The organism is Rhizobium lentis (genome assembly GCF_014200175.1).
GTDB classification, from domain to species: Bacteria; Pseudomonadota; Alphaproteobacteria; order Rhizobiales; family Rhizobiaceae; genus Rhizobium; species Rhizobium mulingense.
Map to the genome: position 1 here is coordinate 369,251 of NZ_JACHBD010000005.1, position 20,385 is coordinate 389,635.

The 20,385-nt window shown below is 60.5% G+C and carries 21 protein-coding genes and 1 pseudogene; 9 read left to right on the top strand and 13 right to left on the bottom strand.

Annotated features, from left to right (window positions below):
• Positions 1–9: 9 nt before the first annotated feature.
• Genes GGI60_RS14710 through GGI60_RS14735 form a run of 6 tightly spaced genes read right to left on the bottom strand, consistent with a single transcriptional unit; the run spans position 10 to position 7,579 of the window.
• The gene (locus GGI60_RS14710; protein WP_183916882.1) at positions 10–1,110 is read right to left on the bottom strand and encodes a glycosyltransferase; all 1,101 of its coding nucleotides are present in this window, start codon (positions 1,108–1,110) and stop codon (positions 10–12) included.
• On the bottom strand, positions 1,107–2,198 hold the full coding sequence (locus GGI60_RS14715) for a glycosyltransferase (RefSeq protein WP_183916884.1): 1,092 nt from the start codon (positions 2,196–2,198) through the stop codon (positions 1,107–1,109). The genes GGI60_RS14710 and GGI60_RS14715 overlap by 4 nt, the downstream gene beginning before the upstream one ends.
• Positions 2,195–3,325 (bottom strand): glycosyltransferase, encoded by a 1,131-nt coding sequence (locus GGI60_RS14720; protein WP_183916887.1) that lies wholly within the window; start codon positions 3,323–3,325, stop codon positions 2,195–2,197. Before GGI60_RS14720 ends, GGI60_RS14715 begins: the two co-directional genes overlap by 4 nt.
• Before the next feature lie 2 nt (positions 3,326–3,327).
• Positions 3,328–4,440 (bottom strand): glycosyltransferase family 4 protein, encoded by a 1,113-nt coding sequence (locus GGI60_RS14725; protein ID WP_246720392.1) that lies wholly within the window; start codon positions 4,438–4,440, stop codon positions 3,328–3,330.
• Complete coding sequence (locus GGI60_RS14730; RefSeq protein WP_183916889.1) at positions 4,437–6,479, bottom strand: NAD-dependent epimerase/dehydratase family protein; 2,043 nt, start codon at positions 6,477–6,479, stop codon at positions 4,437–4,439. The genes GGI60_RS14725 and GGI60_RS14730 overlap by 4 nt, the downstream gene beginning before the upstream one ends.
• The gene (locus tag GGI60_RS14735; RefSeq protein WP_183916891.1) at positions 6,476–7,579 is read right to left on the bottom strand and encodes an NAD(P)-dependent oxidoreductase; all 1,104 of its coding nucleotides are present in this window, start codon (positions 7,577–7,579) and stop codon (positions 6,476–6,478) included. Before GGI60_RS14735 ends, GGI60_RS14730 begins: the two co-directional genes overlap by 4 nt.
• A 181-nt stretch (positions 7,580–7,760) precedes the next feature.
• On the opposite strand from GGI60_RS14735, the gene GGI60_RS14740 reads away from it, so the two are divergent.
• Together GGI60_RS14740 and GGI60_RS14745 are read left to right on the top strand one after the other, a co-directional pair.
• Entirely contained in the window at positions 7,761–8,747 is a 987-nt protein-coding gene (locus GGI60_RS14740) for a zinc-binding dehydrogenase (protein WP_183916893.1), read from the top strand.
• Positions 8,747–9,790 (top strand): Gfo/Idh/MocA family protein, encoded by a 1,044-nt coding sequence (locus GGI60_RS14745; RefSeq protein ID WP_183916895.1) that lies wholly within the window; start codon positions 8,747–8,749, stop codon positions 9,788–9,790. The genes GGI60_RS14740 and GGI60_RS14745 overlap by 1 nt, the downstream gene beginning before the upstream one ends.
• Here the strand turns inward: GGI60_RS14745 and GGI60_RS14750 are convergent.
• Positions 9,777–10,076 (bottom strand): hypothetical protein, encoded by a 300-nt coding sequence (locus GGI60_RS14750; RefSeq protein ID WP_183917044.1) that lies wholly within the window; start codon positions 10,074–10,076, stop codon positions 9,777–9,779. The genes GGI60_RS14745 and GGI60_RS14750 overlap by 14 nt on opposite strands.
• 61 nt (positions 10,077–10,137) lie before the next feature.
• Complete coding sequence (locus GGI60_RS14755) at positions 10,138–10,359, bottom strand: hypothetical protein (RefSeq protein WP_183916897.1); 222 nt, start codon at positions 10,357–10,359, stop codon at positions 10,138–10,140.
• 202 nt (positions 10,360–10,561) lie between these two features.
• On the opposite strand from GGI60_RS14755, the gene GGI60_RS14760 reads away from it, so the two are divergent.
• Together GGI60_RS14760 and GGI60_RS14765 are read left to right on the top strand one after the other, a co-directional pair.
• Entirely contained in the window at positions 10,562–11,368 is an 807-nt protein-coding gene (locus tag GGI60_RS14760) for a nucleotidyltransferase family protein (RefSeq protein WP_183916899.1), read from the top strand.
• A 10-nt stretch (positions 11,369–11,378) separates the two neighbouring features.
• A complete protein-coding gene (locus GGI60_RS14765; protein WP_183916901.1) occupies positions 11,379–12,101 on the top strand; it encodes a metallophosphoesterase in 723 nt (240 codons plus the stop codon).
• A gap of 20 nt (positions 12,102–12,121) precedes the next feature.
• On the opposite strand, the gene GGI60_RS14770 is transcribed toward GGI60_RS14765, so the two are convergent.
• Positions 12,122–12,328, bottom strand: a complete 207-nt coding sequence (locus GGI60_RS14770) for a hypothetical protein (protein WP_183916903.1) — start codon at positions 12,326–12,328, stop codon at positions 12,122–12,124.
• Between the two features lie 189 nt (positions 12,329–12,517).
• Here GGI60_RS14770 and GGI60_RS32035 point away from each other — a divergent pair.
• Positions 12,518–12,721 (top strand): annotated as a pseudogene (locus GGI60_RS32035) (oxidoreductase); the annotation flags it as partial.
• Positions 12,722–12,770: 49 nt separating this feature from the next.
• Here GGI60_RS32035 and GGI60_RS14780 read toward each other — a convergent pair.
• From GGI60_RS14780 to GGI60_RS14795, 4 genes are all read right to left on the bottom strand, one after another.
• Positions 12,771–13,034: a hypothetical protein gene (locus tag GGI60_RS14780; protein WP_183916907.1), complete on the bottom strand. Its 264-nt coding sequence runs from the start codon at positions 13,032–13,034 to the stop codon at positions 12,771–12,773.
• Between the two features lie 36 nt (positions 13,035–13,070).
• Complete coding sequence (locus GGI60_RS14785) at positions 13,071–13,316, bottom strand: hypothetical protein (protein ID WP_183916909.1); 246 nt, start codon at positions 13,314–13,316, stop codon at positions 13,071–13,073.
• Positions 13,317–13,389: 73 nt separating this feature from the next.
• Positions 13,390–15,288, bottom strand: a complete 1,899-nt coding sequence (locus GGI60_RS14790; RefSeq protein WP_183916911.1) for an APC family permease — start codon at positions 15,286–15,288, stop codon at positions 13,390–13,392.
• Between the two features lie 9 nt (positions 15,289–15,297).
• Positions 15,298–15,597, bottom strand: a complete 300-nt coding sequence (locus GGI60_RS14795) for a hypothetical protein (protein ID WP_183917046.1) — start codon at positions 15,595–15,597, stop codon at positions 15,298–15,300.
• Between GGI60_RS14795 and GGI60_RS14800 the strand changes: the two genes are divergently transcribed.
• The 4 genes from GGI60_RS14800 (at position 15,583) to GGI60_RS14815 (ending at position 20,380) form a co-directional block, all read left to right on the top strand.
• Positions 15,583–17,538: a protein-L-isoaspartate(D-aspartate) O-methyltransferase gene (locus tag GGI60_RS14800; protein WP_246720393.1), complete on the top strand. Its 1,956-nt coding sequence runs from the start codon at positions 15,583–15,585 to the stop codon at positions 17,536–17,538. The two genes, GGI60_RS14795 and GGI60_RS14800, sit on opposite strands and share 15 nt — an antisense overlap.
• 103 nt (positions 17,539–17,641) lie before the next feature.
• Positions 17,642–18,169, top strand: coding sequence for a DUF4142 domain-containing protein (locus tag GGI60_RS14805; protein ID WP_183916915.1), 528 nt, complete (start codon positions 17,642–17,644; stop codon positions 18,167–18,169).
• 59 nt (positions 18,170–18,228) lie between these two features.
• Positions 18,229–18,492 (top strand): hypothetical protein, encoded by a 264-nt coding sequence (locus GGI60_RS14810; RefSeq protein ID WP_183916917.1) that lies wholly within the window; start codon positions 18,229–18,231, stop codon positions 18,490–18,492.
• Positions 18,493–18,595: 103 nt separating this feature from the next.
• The gene (locus tag GGI60_RS14815) at positions 18,596–20,380 is read left to right on the top strand and encodes a thiamine pyrophosphate-requiring protein (protein WP_183916919.1); all 1,785 of its coding nucleotides are present in this window, start codon (positions 18,596–18,598) and stop codon (positions 20,378–20,380) included.
• Positions 20,381–20,385 lie beyond the last annotated feature (5 nt).

Below are 20,385 nucleotides of genomic sequence, written 5' to 3' on the forward strand. Positions count from 1 at the left end.
ATACTCTCCTTACGCTGAGATACGGTCCAAAGCTGGCTTGGCGGGCAGTTGCGAAAGAGCGCGAGCGAGCTCACCGGCACGCGCGGCGCCCGTATGACCGCTCATCACCAGTTTCCTTGCGGCAGCGGCGACCGCCAAGCGGTCGCTGTCGGGAAGGTCCGTCAGCAGCGCCACAACATCTTCCGGCGCGCGTGCGATGAGAGAGGCCTCCCCGTCCGGCAACAGTTCGTCGAGGCCGCGCCAGAAATCGCTGATGATGGGCGTTCCGCAGGCGGCGGCCTCGAAGAGGCGCACGCTGGGCGACCAGCCGGCGGCAATCATGTCGCTGCGGGTCACGTTCAGCGTGAACCGCTGCCGGCTGTAAAAACTTGCATGATCGGCGGGCGCCAGATGCTTGATGCGTTCGACATTGGCCGGCCAGTCGATCTCGGCAGGATATTGCGGCCCGGCGACGACGAAGCGCATGGCCGGCAGGCGGCGCGCCGGCTCCAGAAGGAGACGCTCCAGCGTCGGCTGCCGGTCCGGGCTGTAGGTTCCGAGATAGCCAAGATCCCAGGCGGGGGCCTCTCCCGTGTTGCCATAGCGCTCCTGATCGACGGAGCAGTAGAGCGCAACGGCGCTCTGTGCACGGTAGTTCTGCTCCAGCCGCGCCAGCACCTCTCCTCCCGAGAAGGAGAAGTAAGCATCGAACAACGGAATCTGCCTCAGCGCCAGATATTCCTCATCGCCGCGGTCGAGCTTGGCTAAGGTCACCGGCGTGTCAATGTCGTAGAAGCAGAGGCGTTTCAGGTTCAACGCGGCGAGCCTGTCGATCAGCGCCACGCCATCCGGTACATAGGATCCTGCAATGACGGCATCGGCCGTGCGCAACCTTTCCCCGTAAAGCTCGATCAAGGCACTCAGATCGGAATAGTAACCGAGCTCGCAAAAATCAGGCGAAGCGAGATCCCTGTGATCGGCGTACCAGGGCACGTCCCGCTCCAGGAACAGAATGCGGTGAGCATTTTCCCGCAAGCCTTTAATGAGCGCTCGATACGTCGTGGCGTGGCCGTTTCCCCAGGAGGAGGAAAGCGAAAGGCCGAGGAACACAATGTCGAGAGGTCTTGTCATTCCGCCGCCTCCACGCGCGCGCCGAGGCGGGCGCGAAAGATCGCATCCACCGTTTCGGCGCGATTGGCATAGGTGTGCTCGGCCAGCACGCGCTGGCGCGCCCGTTCTCCGATCTCCTGCGCGCCCCGGCGCGCCAGACCCGCAAGCAAGGCAGCCACGTCTTCTCCATCACGCGCAACGAGGATCTCCTCGTCGGGTTTGAGGAACAAGTCGATGCCTTCCCAATAATCGGTGATAAGGCAGGCGCCGGCGCCGGCCGCCTCGAAGACCCGCGTCGCGGGCGAAAATCCGGTCTCAGCCATGCTGGCGCGCGATATGTTGAGAACCGCCATCGGAGTGACGTTGAAGGCATTGTGATCGCGCGTCGGCACGTGGCCGATATAGTTGACATTGGACGACATCGGCTTGTCGTGCCAGCCGGAGCCACCAAGCAGGAATTTCCGGTCCCGCAGACGAGAAGCAGGCTCCAGGAAGAAGTGCTCGACCCGCGCCTCCCGGTCCGGCAAGCGATTGCCGAGGAAACCGAGATCGGCGACAAAACGGGGGTCCTCCGGCACCGGGTGATGCGTTTGCGGGTCCAGCGCATTGTAGACAGGTATGCATTCGGCCGCGCCGACGGAGCGGTATGCACTCACGACAGGATCGCCGCCACCGTAGGTCAGCACAAGATCGATCCTGGGGAGCGCTCGGCACAGCGGATGGTCGGGATTGACCCTGAGTTCGGCAAGCGTGGCCGGGGCATCAACGTCCCAGAAGATTTTGATGGCCTTCGCCCGCGCGTTGCGAAGCACTTCCTCCAGCAGCAGATCGTCTTCGAAACCGACGCCGCTCGCCTTGACCACGATGTCGGCGCTGGCCGCTTCGCCGGCAACGGCCTTTAATGCGTCGATCGTTCCCTCGTAGACGACGACCCTGCACCAATCCGGCGGATCGATGTCGCGGTTTTTCTGCCGATCGTAGACATTGGGCTCGTAGAAGGTGATCTCATAGCCTTTCCCCGACAGCGCCCGCAGCAGGCCGCGATAGTAAGTAGCGGCACCATTCCAATAGGCGGAGACGAGGCTCGAACCATAAAACGCGATTTTCATTCCGCCGCCTCCCGTGGCTGAAGCTTCGCGGTGACCTTGCTCGTGCCGCAGTTCGCCAAGATTTCCAGCAGTTCATCAACGCGGTGCCGGCAGGTGTGACGCGCCTTGATGGTCGCAAGACCGGATGCAGCGAGGCTCGCGGCGAGGTTCGTATCGAAGAGGACGGCACGCAGGCTTTTCTTCATCTCCTCGCCATCGCCGACAGGCAGATAATCCAGGCCTGGGGTGAAGAGATGCTCGATATCAGCCCAAGGTGCAGAAATCAGGGGGATGCCGCAGGCTAGCGCCTCGAAGACCCGGATCGTCGGAATACCGGGCAGATGCTCGATATAAGGCCGCCGCGGGATGTGTACCGTCACTTTGTGGCGAGCAAAGGCGGCCGGAACATCGGCGTTAGCGATCCAGCCGCCATAAATGATGCCGGTATTGCGAAGTTGGTCCCGCGCATGGTCGGGGTATCGAACGCCGCGAACCATCGTCTTGAGCGCGAGATCTCTGGCGGGCCGGATCAGGAACTCGGCAATCTCAGCCGATCGCTCGTCATCGCCCCAGTTGCCGATCCAGATGAGGTCTCCTGACTTCTCGACATTCGGCAACGGCCGAAACAGCGAATCGTCCGCTGCCTCATGCCAAGTGAAGACGGACTTTCCCCAGCCTGCCCGACGATAGCGCTCACGCAAGGTCTGCCCAAAGGCCAGCACACCATCGTAGTCGTCCAGCATGAGCGACGCGATATCCCCTTCCGCCGAGACGGCCCGGTGATGCGTATCGTGGAAGAGCAGGGTGAAGGCAGCGCCTTTGCGCCGGATGCGCCCGAGGCTCTCGACCAATCGCGGCTCCGTCCACTCGTGCACAATGACGACATCGGCATCGGTAAGTGCTGCCTCGTGGTCGAAAGCCTCGTCGTAGATCTCCGAGCGATGCTGCGGAAAGGCCTGATGAAAGCGCTCGACGGCAGCCGGCCCCTGATCGCTGATGAGATTGGTGCGGCTCCAGGCGCCTTCCGGCTCCAATGCCAGCGTTTCGTGACCTCGCCGCTGGAGATCCCGCATGACGCCGCGAAGGAAATGTGCATTGCCATGGTTCCAGTCGGAAATCAGCGAATGGGTATAAAAGACGAACTTCATGATCACTCCGCTGCTGTTGAAAAGGGCCGGCCAAACATGCCTGAGTAAATTCTGCACATCGCCTCCGCTTGAGCGTCGAGACCGAAGCGCTCGGATCGCACGCGCGCTTTCAGTCCAAGCGTAGCGCGCCGTTGCGGATCATCGGCAAGAGTGTTGAACGCATCGGCGAAAGCCTCAGGATCACGCGGATCGGCAAACAGCGCGGCGTCCCCCCAGTTCTCGCGATAGGTCGGTATATCCGCAAGGACCAATGCCGCGCCCGCCCTCGCCCCCTCGAGAGCTGCAAGGCCGAACGGCTCGTAGATCGAAGGCGAAGCCACAATGGCGGCCTGCCGCATTGCGGCTGCCATCTGGGAGTAGGGAAGCTCACCGCGATGGTCTGCATGGCGAAACTGCATCGATTGTCCGCTGGGCCCTTTGCTTGCCCCGGCCACCACCACCGGCCAGCGCGTCATTCCTGCCGCAGCATCCAGGACGGCGCCATTTTTCCCGTCATCCCACCACCGCCCGGCGGCCAGAACGAAACTTCGCTTCGGCTCATCGGACGATTGAAGAGCGCTCGCATTGTGAACGACATGGAGATCCGCAATCGGCCCGTAGACCGCTTGCATTGCCTCGGCATGGCTGCGACTCGGCGCTATCACTTTATCCGCGCGCGCAAAGCCGGCCTGGTTGAGCCGATATTGCCACTGCCAGTCCTGCGGCACGTGGCTGCGGCGAACGGCCGCGAACCAGGTGACGACGCAGGAATGGCAAGCCACCGTAACCGGCAGATCCGTTTCCATATAAGCCGCTTGCGACGGCAGATTGACATGCAGAAGGTCGGCCTCTTCGCAGCGAGCAAGATCAGCAATCAGGCGTGGGACGTCAGCAACTGCCCTTTCGTCCTCCACCATCCAGTCGAGTGGCGCGTCCAGCCAGACGAGTTTGCCGATCCGATTTGCCTCCGCCGCCTTATCCTTGCCGGGGCCGGGACCAAGCCCTGCGAAGACCATCTCAACCTGCTTCGGCCTGAGCGCCGTGGCGAGATCCATAGCATAGCGCCAGACGCCGCCCACGGCATCGACCGTCATCACCACGCGGCGATGTCCCTTGCGTCGTTCCCGTCGGATCATGCCGACACCTTCCGCTTTTCCCTGCGGATCTGCCGACCGCCTAAACGATTGGCAATCAGCCATTCAGCGAGATGCCGCAGGCCGTCTCTCCATCCAATACGGGCCTGCCAGCCGGTTTCGCGTTCCAGCTTTTGAGTATTGGACACGAAATAGAACTGGTCGCCGGCGCGCCACGGGCCGAAGCTCCTTGCGACGGGATGTTCCGTCAGCTCTCCGATCGCGCGCAGCACCCCCAGCACGCTGACGGCGTTGCGCGGCCCCCCGCCGAGATTGAAGGCATTACCGCTGACGCGATCAATATTCGCAAGCAACGATCGATAGGCGGCGACGGCATCGTCTACATGGAGGATATCGCGCACCTGCTTGCCGTCGCCATAGATGGAAACGGCTTCTCCGCCGAGAGCCCGGATCAGGAAATGCGCCACCCAGCCTTGGTCCTCGGTGCCGAATTGGCGTGGCCCATAGATGCAGCTCATGCGCAGGACCGCGGAGGGTATTCCGAATGACTTGGCGTAGTCGAGAATATATTGGTCGGCAACGCCTTTCGAGCAGCCGTAGGGAGTGCAGAAATCGAGGGGCCGGTCCTCGCCGATACCCTGCGCCCTGATGATCTCGCTTTCGGGAAGGTAACGATCGTCGAGTTCGATCATGCCGAGATCATCAAGAGCACCATAGACCTTGTTGGTGCTGGCGAAAATGACCGGCGCGCGCCTGCCCGCCTTGCGCACCGCTTCCAGGACATTGAGCGTGCCGCGAGCATTCGTTTCAAAATCCTCCAGCGGATCGACGAGGCTCGTGGTCACGGCCGTCTGGGCGGCATAGTGAAAGACAGCCTTGGCATCACGAAAGGCAGCTTCGATCCCCATCAGATCACGAACGTCCGCAAGAACCGGATGCACCCGCTCGCCATGCCGTTCTATTAGCCACGAAAGGTTCTGATCGACTCCCGGTCGTGCCAGACTGTCCAGAATGACGACGTCCTCTCCGTCGTTCAGCAAGCTGTGCGCCAAGTTGCAGCCAACAAACCCGCTCCCACCGGTGACCACTATCGGCGCGGCACCGGAAGAGATTTGAGGGGTGGCCAGCGAAGCGACCGCTTCCAGCCTGTTAACGCCTCCCTCCATCAGCAGGCGTGCAAGCAGCTTCGGCTTGTTGTCGTGGGTGACCGCGCCGAGATGATAATGCCGCGGGTCGAACCACAGGCCTTCCTGAACCGGAACATCCGGCGGAACGTCGCGCCAGGAATACCAGTACATGCGGTCGGCCGGGACAGTGAGCGCCTTGATGAAGCGTCGCGCCTGCTCGATCTCGTCGTTGCGCCATGTGGAATAACCGGCCTCGGTAATCCAGATCTCGGCATCGGCGTTATAGCGATCGATAATCCCGCGCATCTCCCCCAGATGCATGTCCCAACCGCCCCAGGTGGCCTCCTCGCTATCCCACGTCCCGGGAAAGCCGTGGAAGCCAACGGCATCGACGACACCGAGGACTCCGCGCGTGCCCATCAGGTTGAGCCAATAGGGATCGAAGGGGCACGGGCCGCCAAGCACCGGTTTGTAGCCTCGCTGCTTGGCCCAATAGGCGGCACCGCCGATCATCTCGCAGAAGAGCAGAAAATCGCTGTCCTGGCGCCAATCCCAGTCGAGAAGATTATTCGGCTCGTTCCACAGTTCGATATGACGAAAATAGCCGCCGTAACGAGTTAGGATATGATCGACGAAGTCGGCGTAGGATTTGAGATTGACCGGCGCGCCGGAGGACTTGCCCGTCCGCGACAGTGATGGCGGCGTGTAGTGGATGCAGGGCAGAAGATCGATTTCGCTGCCGACGCGGGGGATCAGCCAATCGAACCACTCCTGGCCCCCCGGCGCGAGATATTCCGCCCAGGATAGATGTGTCCTGAGATAACTGGCGCCGCTCGCCAGAATATCCGGCAGCAGCGTCTCGGTCCGCTCATGTTCTCCCGGTCTGAACCATTCGACGAAGCCGAAGCGCCGAGTCTCACGCTGGCTGGATCCTCGAGAACCGGTCCTGTTCATGAAACCAGCCCCCGTTCTTCCAGTTCCCGCTTCATCTCGGCGCCGCGGTCGATCGCCCCAGTCTGCCGGACCCAGTCGACGAAAGGAGCGAGCGAATTTTCGAGATGGTATCTCGGCTCGAAGCCGAGGAGTTCACGCGCCTTGGATATATCGGCAAAGCAATTGCGAATGTCGCCAGAACGCGCTTTGTTCATGATATCGGGGGTGATCTCCGGAACGCCCATCGCGTCGGCAAGAAGCGTTGCGACGTCGGCGATCGAATAGACCTGGCCGCTGCCGATATTGATCACGTGGCCCGATGCCGCGGGCTTTTCCAGGGCCAGCCGGAAGGCCCTCGCCACGTCGCGCACATGGACGAAATCGCGACGCTGCTTGCCGTCCTCGAAGATCATCGGCGGCTGCCGGTTGGCCAGCCGCGAGCCGAAATTTGCGAGCACGCCGGTATAGGGATTGGAAAGGGCTTGGCCGGCGCCAAAAACATTGAAAAGGCGCAGGGCGACGGCATCCACACCATAGGCTTCGCCGAAGATCAGGACCTGTTTCTCTTGGACATATTTCGTCAGGGCGTAGATCGAAGCCAGATCGACCGGCTTCTCCTCGTCGGTTGCGACGGGCGTCAATGGCTCGTCATCGGGTCCGAGCGGATCCCATTCACCACGCTTGATATGATGGTTTCGTCGCCTGACATATCCGAGCCGTCTGCCGTCTCCGGTCAGATAAAGCCCTTCTCCATAAACGCTCATGGAGGAAGCGACGACGATCTTTCTGACAGGCATGCCGATCATGGATTCGAGCAGCACTGCCGTTCCGAGGTCGTTGGAGCCGACATAACGGGCAATTTCGTACATTGATTGCCCAACGCCGACTTCGGCGGCAAGATGGATGACGCCGTCGACATTCGCCAGCGCAGCGCGCACTGCGTCCTTGTCCCTGACGTCGCCGCGAACGACCTCGGCACCCTCCGGCACGACAACCTCGGCGTCGGCATGCACCTGGTCGATCAAGGCATCGAGGACGCGCACATCATAGCCGCTTTGCAGAAGTTCGTCAGCAACATGGCGGCCAATGAAGCCGCACCCACCTGTTATCAAGATCGTCATTATAGGATCCGTCCGGTTGAAGAAATTGCTTCGGAGACAGCGGCCGAACCGAGCGTAGGTGGAAAAGTTCCTTCTTCAATGACATCTTTATTGACTTCATCATCTATGACTTCTTTGACATCTAGCGGGAACTCTTCGCAGGACCCACGGTTCTAGGGATGCCTTACCTGGAGGATCTTCCATGGACACTGCGGCGAGCCGAAAGGCCGAACTCATGCGGACTGCGATCGTCACCGGCCCCGGACAGATCTCACTGGAGACCCGCCCCTTACCGGAACCCGGTCCGGGCCAGGTCAGAGTAAGACTGGAAGGCTGCGGCGTCTGCGCTTCGAACCTCACGCCCTGGGCGGGACCGGAATGGATGACTTTTCCGACCGAGGCCGGCGGATTGGGCCATGAGGGCTGGGGCGTCATTGATGACGTCGGTAGCGGCGTAACAGCCCTTCAAAAGGGCGACCGGGTCGCGGCTCTGTCCTACCACGCCTACGCCACACACGACCTCGCGGATGCCGCCATGGTTGCCGTGCTGCCAAGAGAATTGGATGGTCAACCGTTTCCAGGCGAGCCGCTTGGATGCGCCATGAACATCCTCGCTCGCAGCGGTATCGAAAGCGGCAAGACCGTCGCCATCATCGGCATTGGTTTTATTGGCGCCCTCCTGACCCGGCTCGCCGCGGCAGCGGGAGCAAAGGTGATCGCCATCTCTCGGCGGTCCTATTCGCTCGAGGTCGCAAGGAGAATGGGCGCTGCCGAGGTCATCCCCATGGACGATCACTGGCGCATCATCGAGGACGTCAGGAGGTTGACGGACGGAAATTTGTGCGACTGCGTCATCGAAGCCGTAGGCAAACAATGGCCGCTCGACCTGGCGGGCGAGCTTGCCAAGGAGCGGGGGCGGCTTGTGATCGCCGGCTATCACCAAGATGGACCTCGTCAGGTGAACATGCAGCTCTGGAACTGGCGCGGGTTGGATGTCATCAATGCTCATGAGCGTGATCCCGCCATCTATATGAAGGGCATTCGCGAGGCGATAGAAGCGGTGCGCGAGGGTCGGATCGACCCTCAGCCGCTCTATACGCACATTTATCCCCTGGAACGGCTGGACGAAGCGCTGAACACCACGCGCGATCGCCCCGACGGTTTCCTGAAAGCCCTGGTGCAATATTGATGAATGAGCTGGTTTCGGCGCAGACGGCGACCGCCCTCAAACAGGTGAAGCTCGGCTTTCTCGGCGTCGGATGGATCGGCCGACACCGGATGAAAGCGATGCTCGACAGCGGCTTCGCCGAGGCCGTCGCCATCGCCGACCCGTCGACGGACATGTTGCGGCAGGCCAGGACACTCGCTCCCGATGCGATGATTGCGACCGATCTGGAGGAACTGCTCGATCAGCAGCTCGACGGCGTCGTCATTGCGACGCCGAGCGCCAGTCATACCGAGCAGGCCATCCGCGCGCTCGAGGCCGGTATTGCCGTCTTTTGCCAGAAGCCGCTCGGCCGAACGGCGTCGGAAGTGAAAGGCGTCGTGGATGCCTCCAAGACAGCGAACAGATTGCTTGGGGTCGACCTTTCCTACCGCCATACGCAGGGCATGCGGCAGATCCGTGAACTCATCCGCTCCGGTGCTCTTGGAATGGTATTCGCGGCGGACCTGACTTTCCATAACGCCTATGGCCCCGACAAAGCTTGGTTCTACGACAGGACACTGTCCGGCGGCGGCTGCCTTATCGATCTAGGGGTTCATCTCATCGACCTCGCCTTATGGTGCCTCGATTTCCCATCCGTCGCCACGGTTACGAGCGAGTTGCGAGCCGGCGGAAAAAGGCTTGAGGAAAGCGGCTCCGTCGAGGACTTTACCGCGGCGACGCTCACGCTCTCCGACGATCGAGTGGTGCGTCTGACTTCGTCCTGGCGGCTTCAGGCCGGCTGCGACGCCGTGATCGGCGCCGATTTCTTCGGAACCGAAGGAGGCGCCTCATTCAGGAATGTCGACGGATCGTTCTATGACTTCACCGCCGCAAGGCTATCAGGCACGTCGCGCGAAATCCTGGCGGAGCCGCCGGAGGAATGGGGCGGACGAGCCGCCGTGGATTGGACGAGCAGACTTGCTCGAGGACAGCGCTACGACCCTGCCGCTGAAGAGTTCGTCGCGGTTGCTTCGGTGATCGATCGCATCTACCAAGCGGGCGGTTGCGATCTCAAGACCCCTTGAAGAGGCCGTAGAAGACAATCGTGGCATAGAGGATGAATGCCACGACGCCGACCGCGCCGACTAGGATGAGGGCAATTCGGCCCGCATTGAGCCTGGTGCGTTTGCCCGCCGAAGAGGATGATGGTCGCTGAACAGGATCTTTATCCCTCTCGCTCATCGTGCCTGCTCCGTCGCCGGCACGGGTGATTTCCCATGGGGTTCGCGCGGATGTGTTGTCAGCATGAAAGCCAGAGCGGCCAGACAAGCGACAAGAAAAATGCTGATGACGAATATCATCATTCGCCATGACGGCTTTGCATCATCGTAGCCCGGGCCCGAGGGGGAAGGGCCGACTTTTCTCACCTCGGTCAAGGCGCGCTCCTTTGTGGAAGATCGATCTGCTCATCGAGCTCGTCCTTGAGATCGTCGAGCCGATCGCGCAGCAGCGAAGCGTTCGTGCGTTTGATGTCCTCATCCGTCAGCTCGACCATGCGGCCACTGTCGTCGGGAATACCTGGGCCGCTTCCGGAGACGGTTTCGTTTCTCGGCCTGTCGTTCGCGCCCGTCGATATCTTCGCTCGTCTGTCCATGACATCCTCCAATCAGCACCTGGGGCGTTTCCGCAGACGCGACATGCGTCCAAGGGTCAAACAACGCGGAGATGGCGAAGTTCCTGACTGATCCGGTCCGCTCGCCGAACAGCTCCCACGTCGGGAGCCACCGCCTTCAGCGACCATTTGGAACATTGAACGACTCCATGTGTTGCTTTGCGTAGCAACGCAGGAATCGACGATGACCGCGCGAACAGCCGGACAAGGCAGACACAATGATGTGCTGATCAAAGCGAAGGCAGTTCCGCAACTCATCGATCCGGCCGCCGAGCCGTTCGTTACCGAAGTTATTCGGGAGCTCGTCAAATCCCGCATCCCTTTCCTCGTCGCCGGTACCTATGCCGTCTGCGCCTATACCGGCATCTCGCGCCAGACGAAGGATTTCGACATATTCTGCAAGGCCGGCGACTATGCTCGCATCCTGGGTCACTTCAAATCGAAGGGTTACACGGTCGAAGTCGAGGACGAGCGCTGGCTTGGAAAAGTGCTGAAGGGTAATCACTTCTTTGATGTGATCTTTGCTTCCTCGAACGGAACCATGCCGGTCGGCGACGACTGGTTCGACGATGCACGCAGGGTCGAAATGTGCGGTCACACGGTCAGAATCGTCGGCCCTACGGAACTCGTCTGGTCGAAATGTTTCGTCCAGCTGAGACACCGCTATGATGGCGCCGATGTCGCGCATGTCATCTTGAAGGCCCATGATGCCATCGACTGGCGCAAACTGCTCGCTTATCTCGAAGTGCATTGGGAGGTGCTTCTAATCCATGTCCTCAACTTCAGGTGGATCTACCCAACCGAGCGGGACAAGATTCCCCGGTGGCTGCTGGAGGAGCTTTTGGACCGCCTCAAGGCGCAGCAGGAACTGCCCCTGCCGCAAATGAAAATATGCCGAGGCCGGATGTATTCCCGTGTCGATTTCGAGATCGACGTCAAGGAATGGGGCTTTGCCGACGTCGGCGGCGAAGGCGAACTGCGAGGCGATTAGGAGAAACGCGATGGATGATAAGCCAAAGAGCGTGACGGTTGCGGCGGTGGCCGACCTCCATGTGACGGAGGATGGGGCAAAATCCTATAAGGAACTGTTTGCCGAGATTTCCTCGGTCGCCGATGTCCTGGTCATTGCCGGTGATCTGACCGATCTCGGCAAGCCTAAGGAGGCCGAATTGCTCGCCAGTGATCTGCGCCATTGCACCGTCCCGACCGTCGCCGTGCTCGGCAATCATGATCACGAAAGCGGCCAGGTCGATGACGTCTGCAAAATTCTGACCGACGCCGGCGTCAAATTGCTGAACGGCCATGCAGCCGAGATCTCCGGTGTCGGTTTCGTTGGTGTCAAGGGTTTTGCCGGCGGCTTCGGGCGCCATATGCTGGGTTCGTTCGGCGAAGCCGCCATCAAGGCGATGGTCGCCGAAAGCGTCAAGGAATCGATGCGCCTCGAAAACGCCATGCGGCAGGTGCGGTCCGATCGCTCCCTCGTCGTATTGCACTACGCCCCGATCGCCGAGACCGTGGCAGGCGAGCCGTTGGAAATCTATCCGTTCCTCGGCTCCTCGCGGCTTGCGGAAACCATCGATCGGTTTCGGGTCGACGCCGTCGTCCACGGCCATGCCCATCGCGGATCGTATGAGGGCCGCACACCGGGCGGCGCCCCAGTTTATAATGTCGCGGCCCATGTCGAAAAGCCGACCGGCAAGCCCTACGCGTTGCTAGAGCTTTGACGTTCCGCCGACGCCAGTGGCTATTTATTGGTCCGTCCGCGCCGGAGCGGATCGACGCCGCCCCGGGGCGTCGTATCGTTGGCGGTATCGCCTTCAACGGTGTTGTCGGCCTGCATCGACTCATCGTCCGGTGGAGATACGATGCCGCGGGAACGGCCGATACCCGGGTCGTCCGACAGGTCGAGATCGCTTGGTTTGGTCGTCTTTGCATGTTTGGACGAAGTCATGATTTCCTCCTTCGTGATCGGAAGTTTGAGGTTCAGCGAAGCGCCACGGCAGATTTGCCGTTGCTGGCGCCCTCAGGGCGAACTCGTACGGCGAGCCTCTGTTCCGCACCGCCGCGCTCCGATCGGAAGCTCCGAACAACGGGAACATTTCGCAGAAGCTGAGGTTGGAGCGCCGTCGACGATCACAAGCTAGATACTGCGACCGGCCAGTCAAAAAAGGATGTTGCGGGCGAAGTCGCGCGCATCGGCTATGACGCGATGATGGATGGCGAAGGTGATGTCGTTAGCGGCTGGACGAACAAGCTCCAGGCCGCCGTTGCCAACGTCACCGCCGCAAGTGTGCTCGCGCACCAGCATTCGAAGATGGTGAACCCGGGCTCTGGCCGTAAATGACACCGGCCCTCAGCACGAACGCGGCGATGGGGATCGCCGCGTGAGGCATTCAGTTACGCTCGACGAATTTGTTGAAGCGGCTGGTCTTCCCGTCCTTGGTCTTGTCCTGGTAGAGAAAGGCAAGCTTGTTTTCGTCGAAGATCTTGAAGAACTCGTCCCAGTCGATTTCGTCGAATTCTTCTTCCTTCTCTCCAAAATCGATGCGCAGGACGCCGCCTTTGCCGCGGGTGCGGATCGCCGCCGGCCTGCCTTTCCTGTCTTCTGCCCATTTGCGGATCTTCTTGTGGTCCGTCGTCGTTTCAGAGCTGCTCATCTCTACCTCCGTCTATTCTTTGCATTGCGCAAACAGTCACAGCAGCGGCTGCCTTTGCTTCCAGTCGCGATATGGCGCGAGCAGTCGGCCAGGATAACGACGCTCAATTTCGCTTTCTGTCAGAGCGATGCGGGACAGGACCTCCGCCGCCGCGTCGTGCTCGGCTCTGTCGCTCGCTTTTTCCAGCTCATTCATGCTTTCGAACAGCTCGTCGTCCGTCATTGCTTCCAGGCGGTTGGCGAGATCTTCGACCGGTTCGCTCAATAAGGGATTGGTGGACATTGGCGCCTCTTGCTGATGCCTGTCCAACTTCGCTCTCCACACTAAGTTCCGCAGAGAGCATGAACGAAAGGTGTTATCCCGCCGGCTGTTCCTCCCGATAGAGCCGCCAGGGAACCGTGGCCACCGTTAGCCGCGGACCTCCGAGCTTGACGAGCTTTGTCCGCAGCCGCCCTGCCCTGTTCATGTGCAGAAGCTTCTGCCACCATCTATCTTTGACGGTTTCGGGAATGAGAACCGCGACACGCTTCTCCGGACTGTCCGCATCCAGCTTTTCGATCAGCCGCAGCAGCGGTTCGTGCAATTGCCGATAAGGAGCAGGGATGAGCATGAGCCGCGGCGGCCTCAATCCCAATGCGGCGATCGGCTCTTCGACCTCGACACGCCATTCCTCGCGGAGCGCCTTTTCGCCCTCCTCCCGATCAGGTCCGCCAAGACGAATGAAGTGAACCGCTACGACATCGGGCGAGATGGTCAGGGCAAATTTGATGGCGCGTTCGCTCAGTCTGTTCCATGCTTCGGTTATGACGAGAACCGTCGGCGGCTCGATATCTTCGAGGGTGATCGGGCCGGGCTTGCGCAGTTCGCGTTGAAGCGAAATATAGTAGCTCTTGATCATCTTCAAAACGGCTATGGCTACGGGAACAGCAACCAAGGTGATCCATGCACCCTCAGCAAATTTCGCGATCAGAATGATGACAAGCGCTGCCCCCGTCGAAGCCGCGCCAACCGCGTTCATCGTGAGCTTTGCCCCAAAGCGCCTGGACCGGCGGCGCCAATGCTGGGTCATCCCGGCCTGAGAAATCGTGAACGTCAAAAAGGCCCCGATCGCGAAGAGGGGTATCAAATTGTCGGTAATCCCCCCGAAGGTGATGAGAAGCAGCGCGGCGGAGCCGGAGAGAAAGAGGATGCCGACGGTAAACACCAGTCGGCGCCCCGGCTGAGCAAAGGCCTTTGGGAGATAGCCATCGGCGGCGACCATCTGGCAGAGCCTGGGAAAACCGACAAAACTGGTATTGGCCGAAAGGCAAAGAACGCTTAGAAGGCTTGCCATGGCGATATAATAGAAGGCGCCATGACCGGCGATGACGGCAAGCAGCTGCGATAGCACGCTCTGGTAGCCTTCCTTCGTCTGATCCATTGCACCGATCTCATAGGCGCTGGCGATGGTCGCCACACCGCCGAGCAGCAAGCCGAGTACGACGACAATAATCGTGAGAGTGAGATAGGCGTTGCGCATGACCGGCTGCCTGAACGAGCCCATTCCGTTGGAAACAGCCTCAACGCCGGTCATGGCCGTGCAGCCGCTGGCAAATGCATGCATAAGGAGCCATAGAGTTGCGCCTTGTGCCGCCGGGTGAAGCGGCGGCGGCGCGATGGCGGGTGTTGGCTTGTCCCCCAGGCCGAGTCCGACCAGCCCATAGGCGATAGCGCCCAGAAAGCAGATGATGAAGAGATAGGCCGGCAGCGCGAACAGCCAGCCGGCCTCCCCCGTTCCGCGTAAGTTGGCCAGCATGACGACGAAGACGATCACGAGGCAGAGCGGCAGGATATAGGGGTGAAAACTCGGTATCGCCGAGACGAGCGCCCCTACCCCTGCCGAAACGCCAACCGCAACATTCAGCACGTAATCGATCATCAACGCTGCGGCGGCAAGCAAGCTCGGATATTCTCCGAGATTTTCTTTCGCCACCACATAGGCGCCGCCATTCGTCGGATAGGCCGCGAGAGTCTGCCTGTAGGAGAAATAGAGGATTGCCAGCAGAGCGACGATGCAACCGATTACCGGGCCGATATAGACCAGGCCGAACGCGCCAAGTGGAATGAGAACGGTGAGCGTTGCTTCCGGGCCGTAGGAGGACGATCCCAGGCCATCCAGTCCCATCGCCGGCACGGCTTCGATCCAACCGATCTTCTTGTCTTCGTACTCGCGATTGGCAAGACGCCGACCGAATACGAGGGTGCTGAGGTTCAATTTCCATTCCTATTCAGGCTGGGCGATAACCAACAACCGGAGACCGCCCCGGTTCCCGAGGCAAAGCGATGGAAACGAGAGGCCCTGTCGCCGATCCTCCGCAGCGCGCAAATCAGTGCCGTGCGGGCTGGCGGGCGCGGCGATCCGGCTGCCCGCGGAGACCATGGCGACAAACGAGCCCAAGCCATAGCCAGCCAGGCTACCGGCCGACTGCTTCGGAACAACCACCTGCTTTCCGCTGTTTTCTTCGAGAGTGGAGGTGATCCGATGGATATGACCCGCAAACGAGACCACATGGTGGAACATCATGTCATTCGCCGCGGCATCCACGATCGAAGCGTCACCAGGGCGATGCGCATGGTGCCCCGGGAAAAATTCGTCGATCCGGGCTTCGAGGAGTTCGCCTATGAGGATGCGCCTTTGTCGATCGGCGAGGGTCAGACGATCTCACAGCCTTCCATCGTCGCGCTGATGATCGAAAAGGCCGCTCTGGATACAGAAGACAGGGTTCTCGAGGTCGGAACCGGTTCCGGATACGCCTCTGCGCTCATCAGCCGGATTGCGCGACACGTCTATTCCATCGAACGCCATGAAAGGCTGGCGCTTCAGGCCAGAGAGAGGTTTGAAAAGCTGGGGTACCGCAACATCGACGTCCGGGTGGGCGACGGCAGCAAGGGCTGGGCCAAAGCCGCTCCTTTCGACGCAATTATCGTTTCCGCTGGTGCACCAGAGGTGCCGGCTGCTCTGAAGGAGCAGCTGGATCTCGGTGGGCGGCTCGTCATCCCGGTCGGCCGCAGCGACGAACAGCGCCTGAAGCGCATCACGCGCACGGGGGCGGCCAGCTTCGAGGAGGAAGATTTGGGCGGCGTGCTCTTCGTCCCGCTGATTGGCGAGGATGCCTGGACCGCGGCACATCCGATGTACACAGCGACAGCTCGCTCATCGCCCAAGGAAGAGATCCCCTGCAAGATGATCTCGGCAGCGGCGGAAGAGTTTTCATCGATCGAGGACAAGAGCTTTGCCACCCTCGTCGATCGATTTGCTGACAGCCGCATTGTTCTGCTTGGGGAATCCAGCCACGGCACAGCCGAATTTTATGAGACGCGGGCTGCCATCAGCCGGCATCTGATAGCACATCACGGATTTAATCTGATTGCCGTCGAAGCGGATTGGCCGGACGCAGCCGCCATTGACCGCTGGATCAATGGCCAGAGGCTGAAAGATGGCCAGCCATTCAGCCGTTTTCCCAGGTGGATGTGGCGGAACCTGGAGTTTTCGCGGTTCATCGGCTGGATTAAGGAAGAAAACGAACGGCGCAAGGCATTACACGGGGATCCGGTGCGGTTCTATGGCCTCGATCTCTACAACATGTCGGGATCGATCCGCTCCGTCCTCGACTATCTCGAAAATGTCAGTCCGGAAACCGCCAAGACTGCCAGAGAGCGCTACGGCTGCCTCAGCCCTTGGCAGAGCGATCCCGCCACCTATGGCCGGGCCGTGCTGACCGAAGCCTACAGATCATGCGAGGATGCGGTGCTAAAGCAATGCATTGAACTTCTGGCCCGATCGCTAAATGATGCGGCCTCAGAGAACGATGATTTCCTGAACGCCGTCCAGTCTGCAAGATTGCTCGCCGCCGCCGAACGCTATTATCGCGTCATGTATTACGGCGGTGCCGAAGCCTGGAACCTGCGCGACACTTACATGGCCGACACGGTCGAGCATCTTCTCGACTTTCATGGAGCAGCGGCAAAGATCATCATCTGGGCTCACAACTCACACATCGGCGATGCCCGCTACACAGACATGGCAGCGGCCCGCGACGAACTCAGCCTCGGTCAGCTGTGCCGGCAGCGCTTCGCAGAGACGACAAGCCTCGTCGGACTGGGAACGCATTGCGGAGAAGTGCTCGCTGCCGACGATTGGGATGGGCCGGCGGAGAGGAAGCAACTCAACCCGTCGCTTCCGCAGAGTTACGAGCGCTTATGTCATGACGCCGCGAAACCGCAATTTCTCCTCGACCTCAAGGCCGATGAGGACCTGCACGCAAGCTTGGTCGAACAGCGGCTTCAGCGCTTCGTGGGGGTGATCTACAGGCCGGATTCCGAACGGCTGAGCCACTACATGTCGACATCACTGTCGCGACAATACGACGCTTTCATCTGGTTCGATGAAACGCACGCGCTATCACCGCTTGTCGCTACACAGTCCGGTAGGGGCGATCAGGAAACCTTCCCGTTCGGTTTGTAGCCTGGCACCTCTACCGAAGCGCGCGAGACCGCTGTCGTGCGCGATAAGTGGGAACTCTCGGCGCATCCGTAAGTTTAGCGGATGACCAACCCAGGAGATCCATATGAAACGCTTTGTTGTCGCATCGCTCGCCATTTCGCTTGCCGTTCCCGTTTTCGCGCAGTCGGCGGCTGAAAAAACCGGCGTCAATTCCCTGATGGGCGTGCCGCCAAAAACGGAGGATTTCGTGAAGGAGGCTGCCGCAAGCGACATGTTCGAAATCGCCTCCAGCAAGCTCGCGGTCGAGCGCGGCGACGATGCGACGAAAGCCTTTGCGCAGCAGATGCTGACCGACCACCAGAAAACCAGCGAGGAACTCAAGGCGCTGGTATCGGGCGGCAAGGTCAAAGCGACCCTTCCGAACGCAATGACCTCGGATCAGAAAAGCATGCTCGACAAGCTGAACGGCCTTAAGGGCGACGATTTCAACAAGCAATATCACTCGGATCAGGAATCCGCCCACGAAGACGCGGTCGATCTCTTCAAGCGCTACGGCGACGAAGGCGATAATCCGGAACTCAAGGCATGGGCGGCAAGCACGCGGCCTGCTCTGGAACACCACCTCCAGATGGCCAAAAAACTCAACAAATAGCCACAGACCGAAGGGTTCAGGGCAACACGAGTCGGCCGGGGCACAGAGAGACGGAAGACATGCACGAATATGTCAGCTATCCCGCAGGCGCCGTTCCGGCCGGCTCCCTGGTCGTCAAACTCTATCGATCGGGGAACAAGATCAGAGGCTACGTCCGCAAGGTCGCGGATATGGACCAGGACGATACGCTCTTTCCCGGCGAGGAAATGGAACCTGAGGCAGCGCTCAAGCTTGCGGAAACCCATCGTGGCAATGCTCCCATCTTCGTCGATCTTGTCGAAGACGTTGCGTGGGATCCGTCCTGGGGGCGCCTCAGGCACTAGGAGAACCGACAGGCGGAGCCATCGTTAGCCGGTGATCTGATCTCGCAGTGCCTTAGTCGGAGCTGCTAGCGCGATGACTATTCCGCAAATGAGGATATCTTCCATGGCGAAAACGGTCGGCGATTTCATTGTGGCACGGCTTGGCGAATGGGGCGTGCGGCGTATGTTCGGCTATCCCGGCGACGGCATCAACGGCGTCTTCGGAGCGCTCCACCGCGCGTCCGACAAGATGGAATTCATTCAGGCACGACACGAAGAAATGGCGGCGTTTATGGCCGCCGCCTATGCGAAATTCTCAGGCGAACTCGGTGTCTGCATCGCCACCTCGGGACCGGGCGCAACCCATCTGATCACAGGTCTCTACGACGCCCGCATGGACCATCAGCCGGTTCTGGCCATCGTTGGCCAGCAGGCGCGCCGTGCGCTCGGTGGGCGTTATCAGCAGGAGCTCGATCTCGCCGCCCTCTTTAAGGATGTCGCCAGCGATTTCGTGCAGCAGGCCGCAGCCCCCGCCCAAGTGCGTCATCTGATCGATCGAGCCGCCCGCATCGCACTCGCCAACAGGACGGTAACAGCAATCATCCTGCCGAACGATCTGCAGGAAATGCCTTATGAGGAGCCCGCGCGAAAGCACGGCACCGTGCATTCGGCCCCAGGTTACCGGCCGCCGAGGGTCTTTCCTCATGGAGACGATCTTCAGGCTGCGGCCGATATCCTCAACGCCGGAAAGAAGGTGGCGATCCTTGTCGGCGCGGGTGCGCTCAATGCCGCGGACGAGGTCATCGCCGTAGCGGATCGCCTCCAGGCTGGCGCTGCCAAAGCCCTGCTCGGCAAGGCGGCACTGCCGGACGAGCTCCCTTGGGTAACCGGTTCGATCGGACTTCTCGGGACAGAACCCTCATGGAACCTCATGCGGAATTGCGACACCCTGCTGATGATCGGCTCCGGCTTTCCCTATTCCGAATTCCTGCCGGAGGACGGTCAGGCGCGCGGCGTGCAGATCGACATCAATCCCCACATGCTGTCGCTGCGTTATCCCATGGAGCTCGGTCTGACGGGCGATGCAGCCGAAACGCTACGGGCGCTCTTGCCTCTGCTGCGCGAAAATCCCGATCGCAGCTGGCGGGAAACCGTCGAGAAGGACGTCACCGCCTGGTGGAAGACCCTGGACGAGCGTGCGCATGTCGAGGCAAATCCGGTCAATCCGCAACGCGTCGTCAGCGAGCTCTCGCTTCGGTTGCCGGATAACGTGGTCGTCACCAGCGATTCCGGCTCCTGCGCGAACTGGTACGCGCGCGACCTAAAGATGCGCCGCGGAATGAAAGGGTCTTTGTCCGGCGGACTGGCCTCGATGGGCGCTGCCGTCCCCTATGCGATCGCCGCGAAATTCGCCCATTCCGAGCGACCCGTTGTTGGCCTGGTAGGCGACGGCGCTATGCAGATGAACAACCTCGCAGAGATGATCACTGTTGCCAAATACTGGAAGACATGGACCAATCCGACCTTCGTCGTTTGCGTCTTCAACAATCAGGATCTGAACCAGGTAACCTGGGAACAGCGGGTGATGGAAGGCGATCCGAAATTCGATGCGTCACAGTCCATTCCGGATCTGCGCTATCACAAATTCGCCGAGCTTATCGGGCTCCGCGGCATCTTCGTCGACCGGCCAAATCAACTCGGCGCCGCCTGGGAAGAAGCCTTGGCCGCCGACTGCCCCGTCATTCTCGAAGTGAAGACCGATCCCGAAGTGCCGCCGCTGCCGCCGCATATCACCTTCGAGCAGATGCGGAACATCACCTCAGCCCTGATGACCGGAGATTCACATGAAGCCGGCGTGATCGCCGGCACCTTCCGCCAGCTCTTTGCCGGAATCTTGTCGCGGCGATAGGCCTC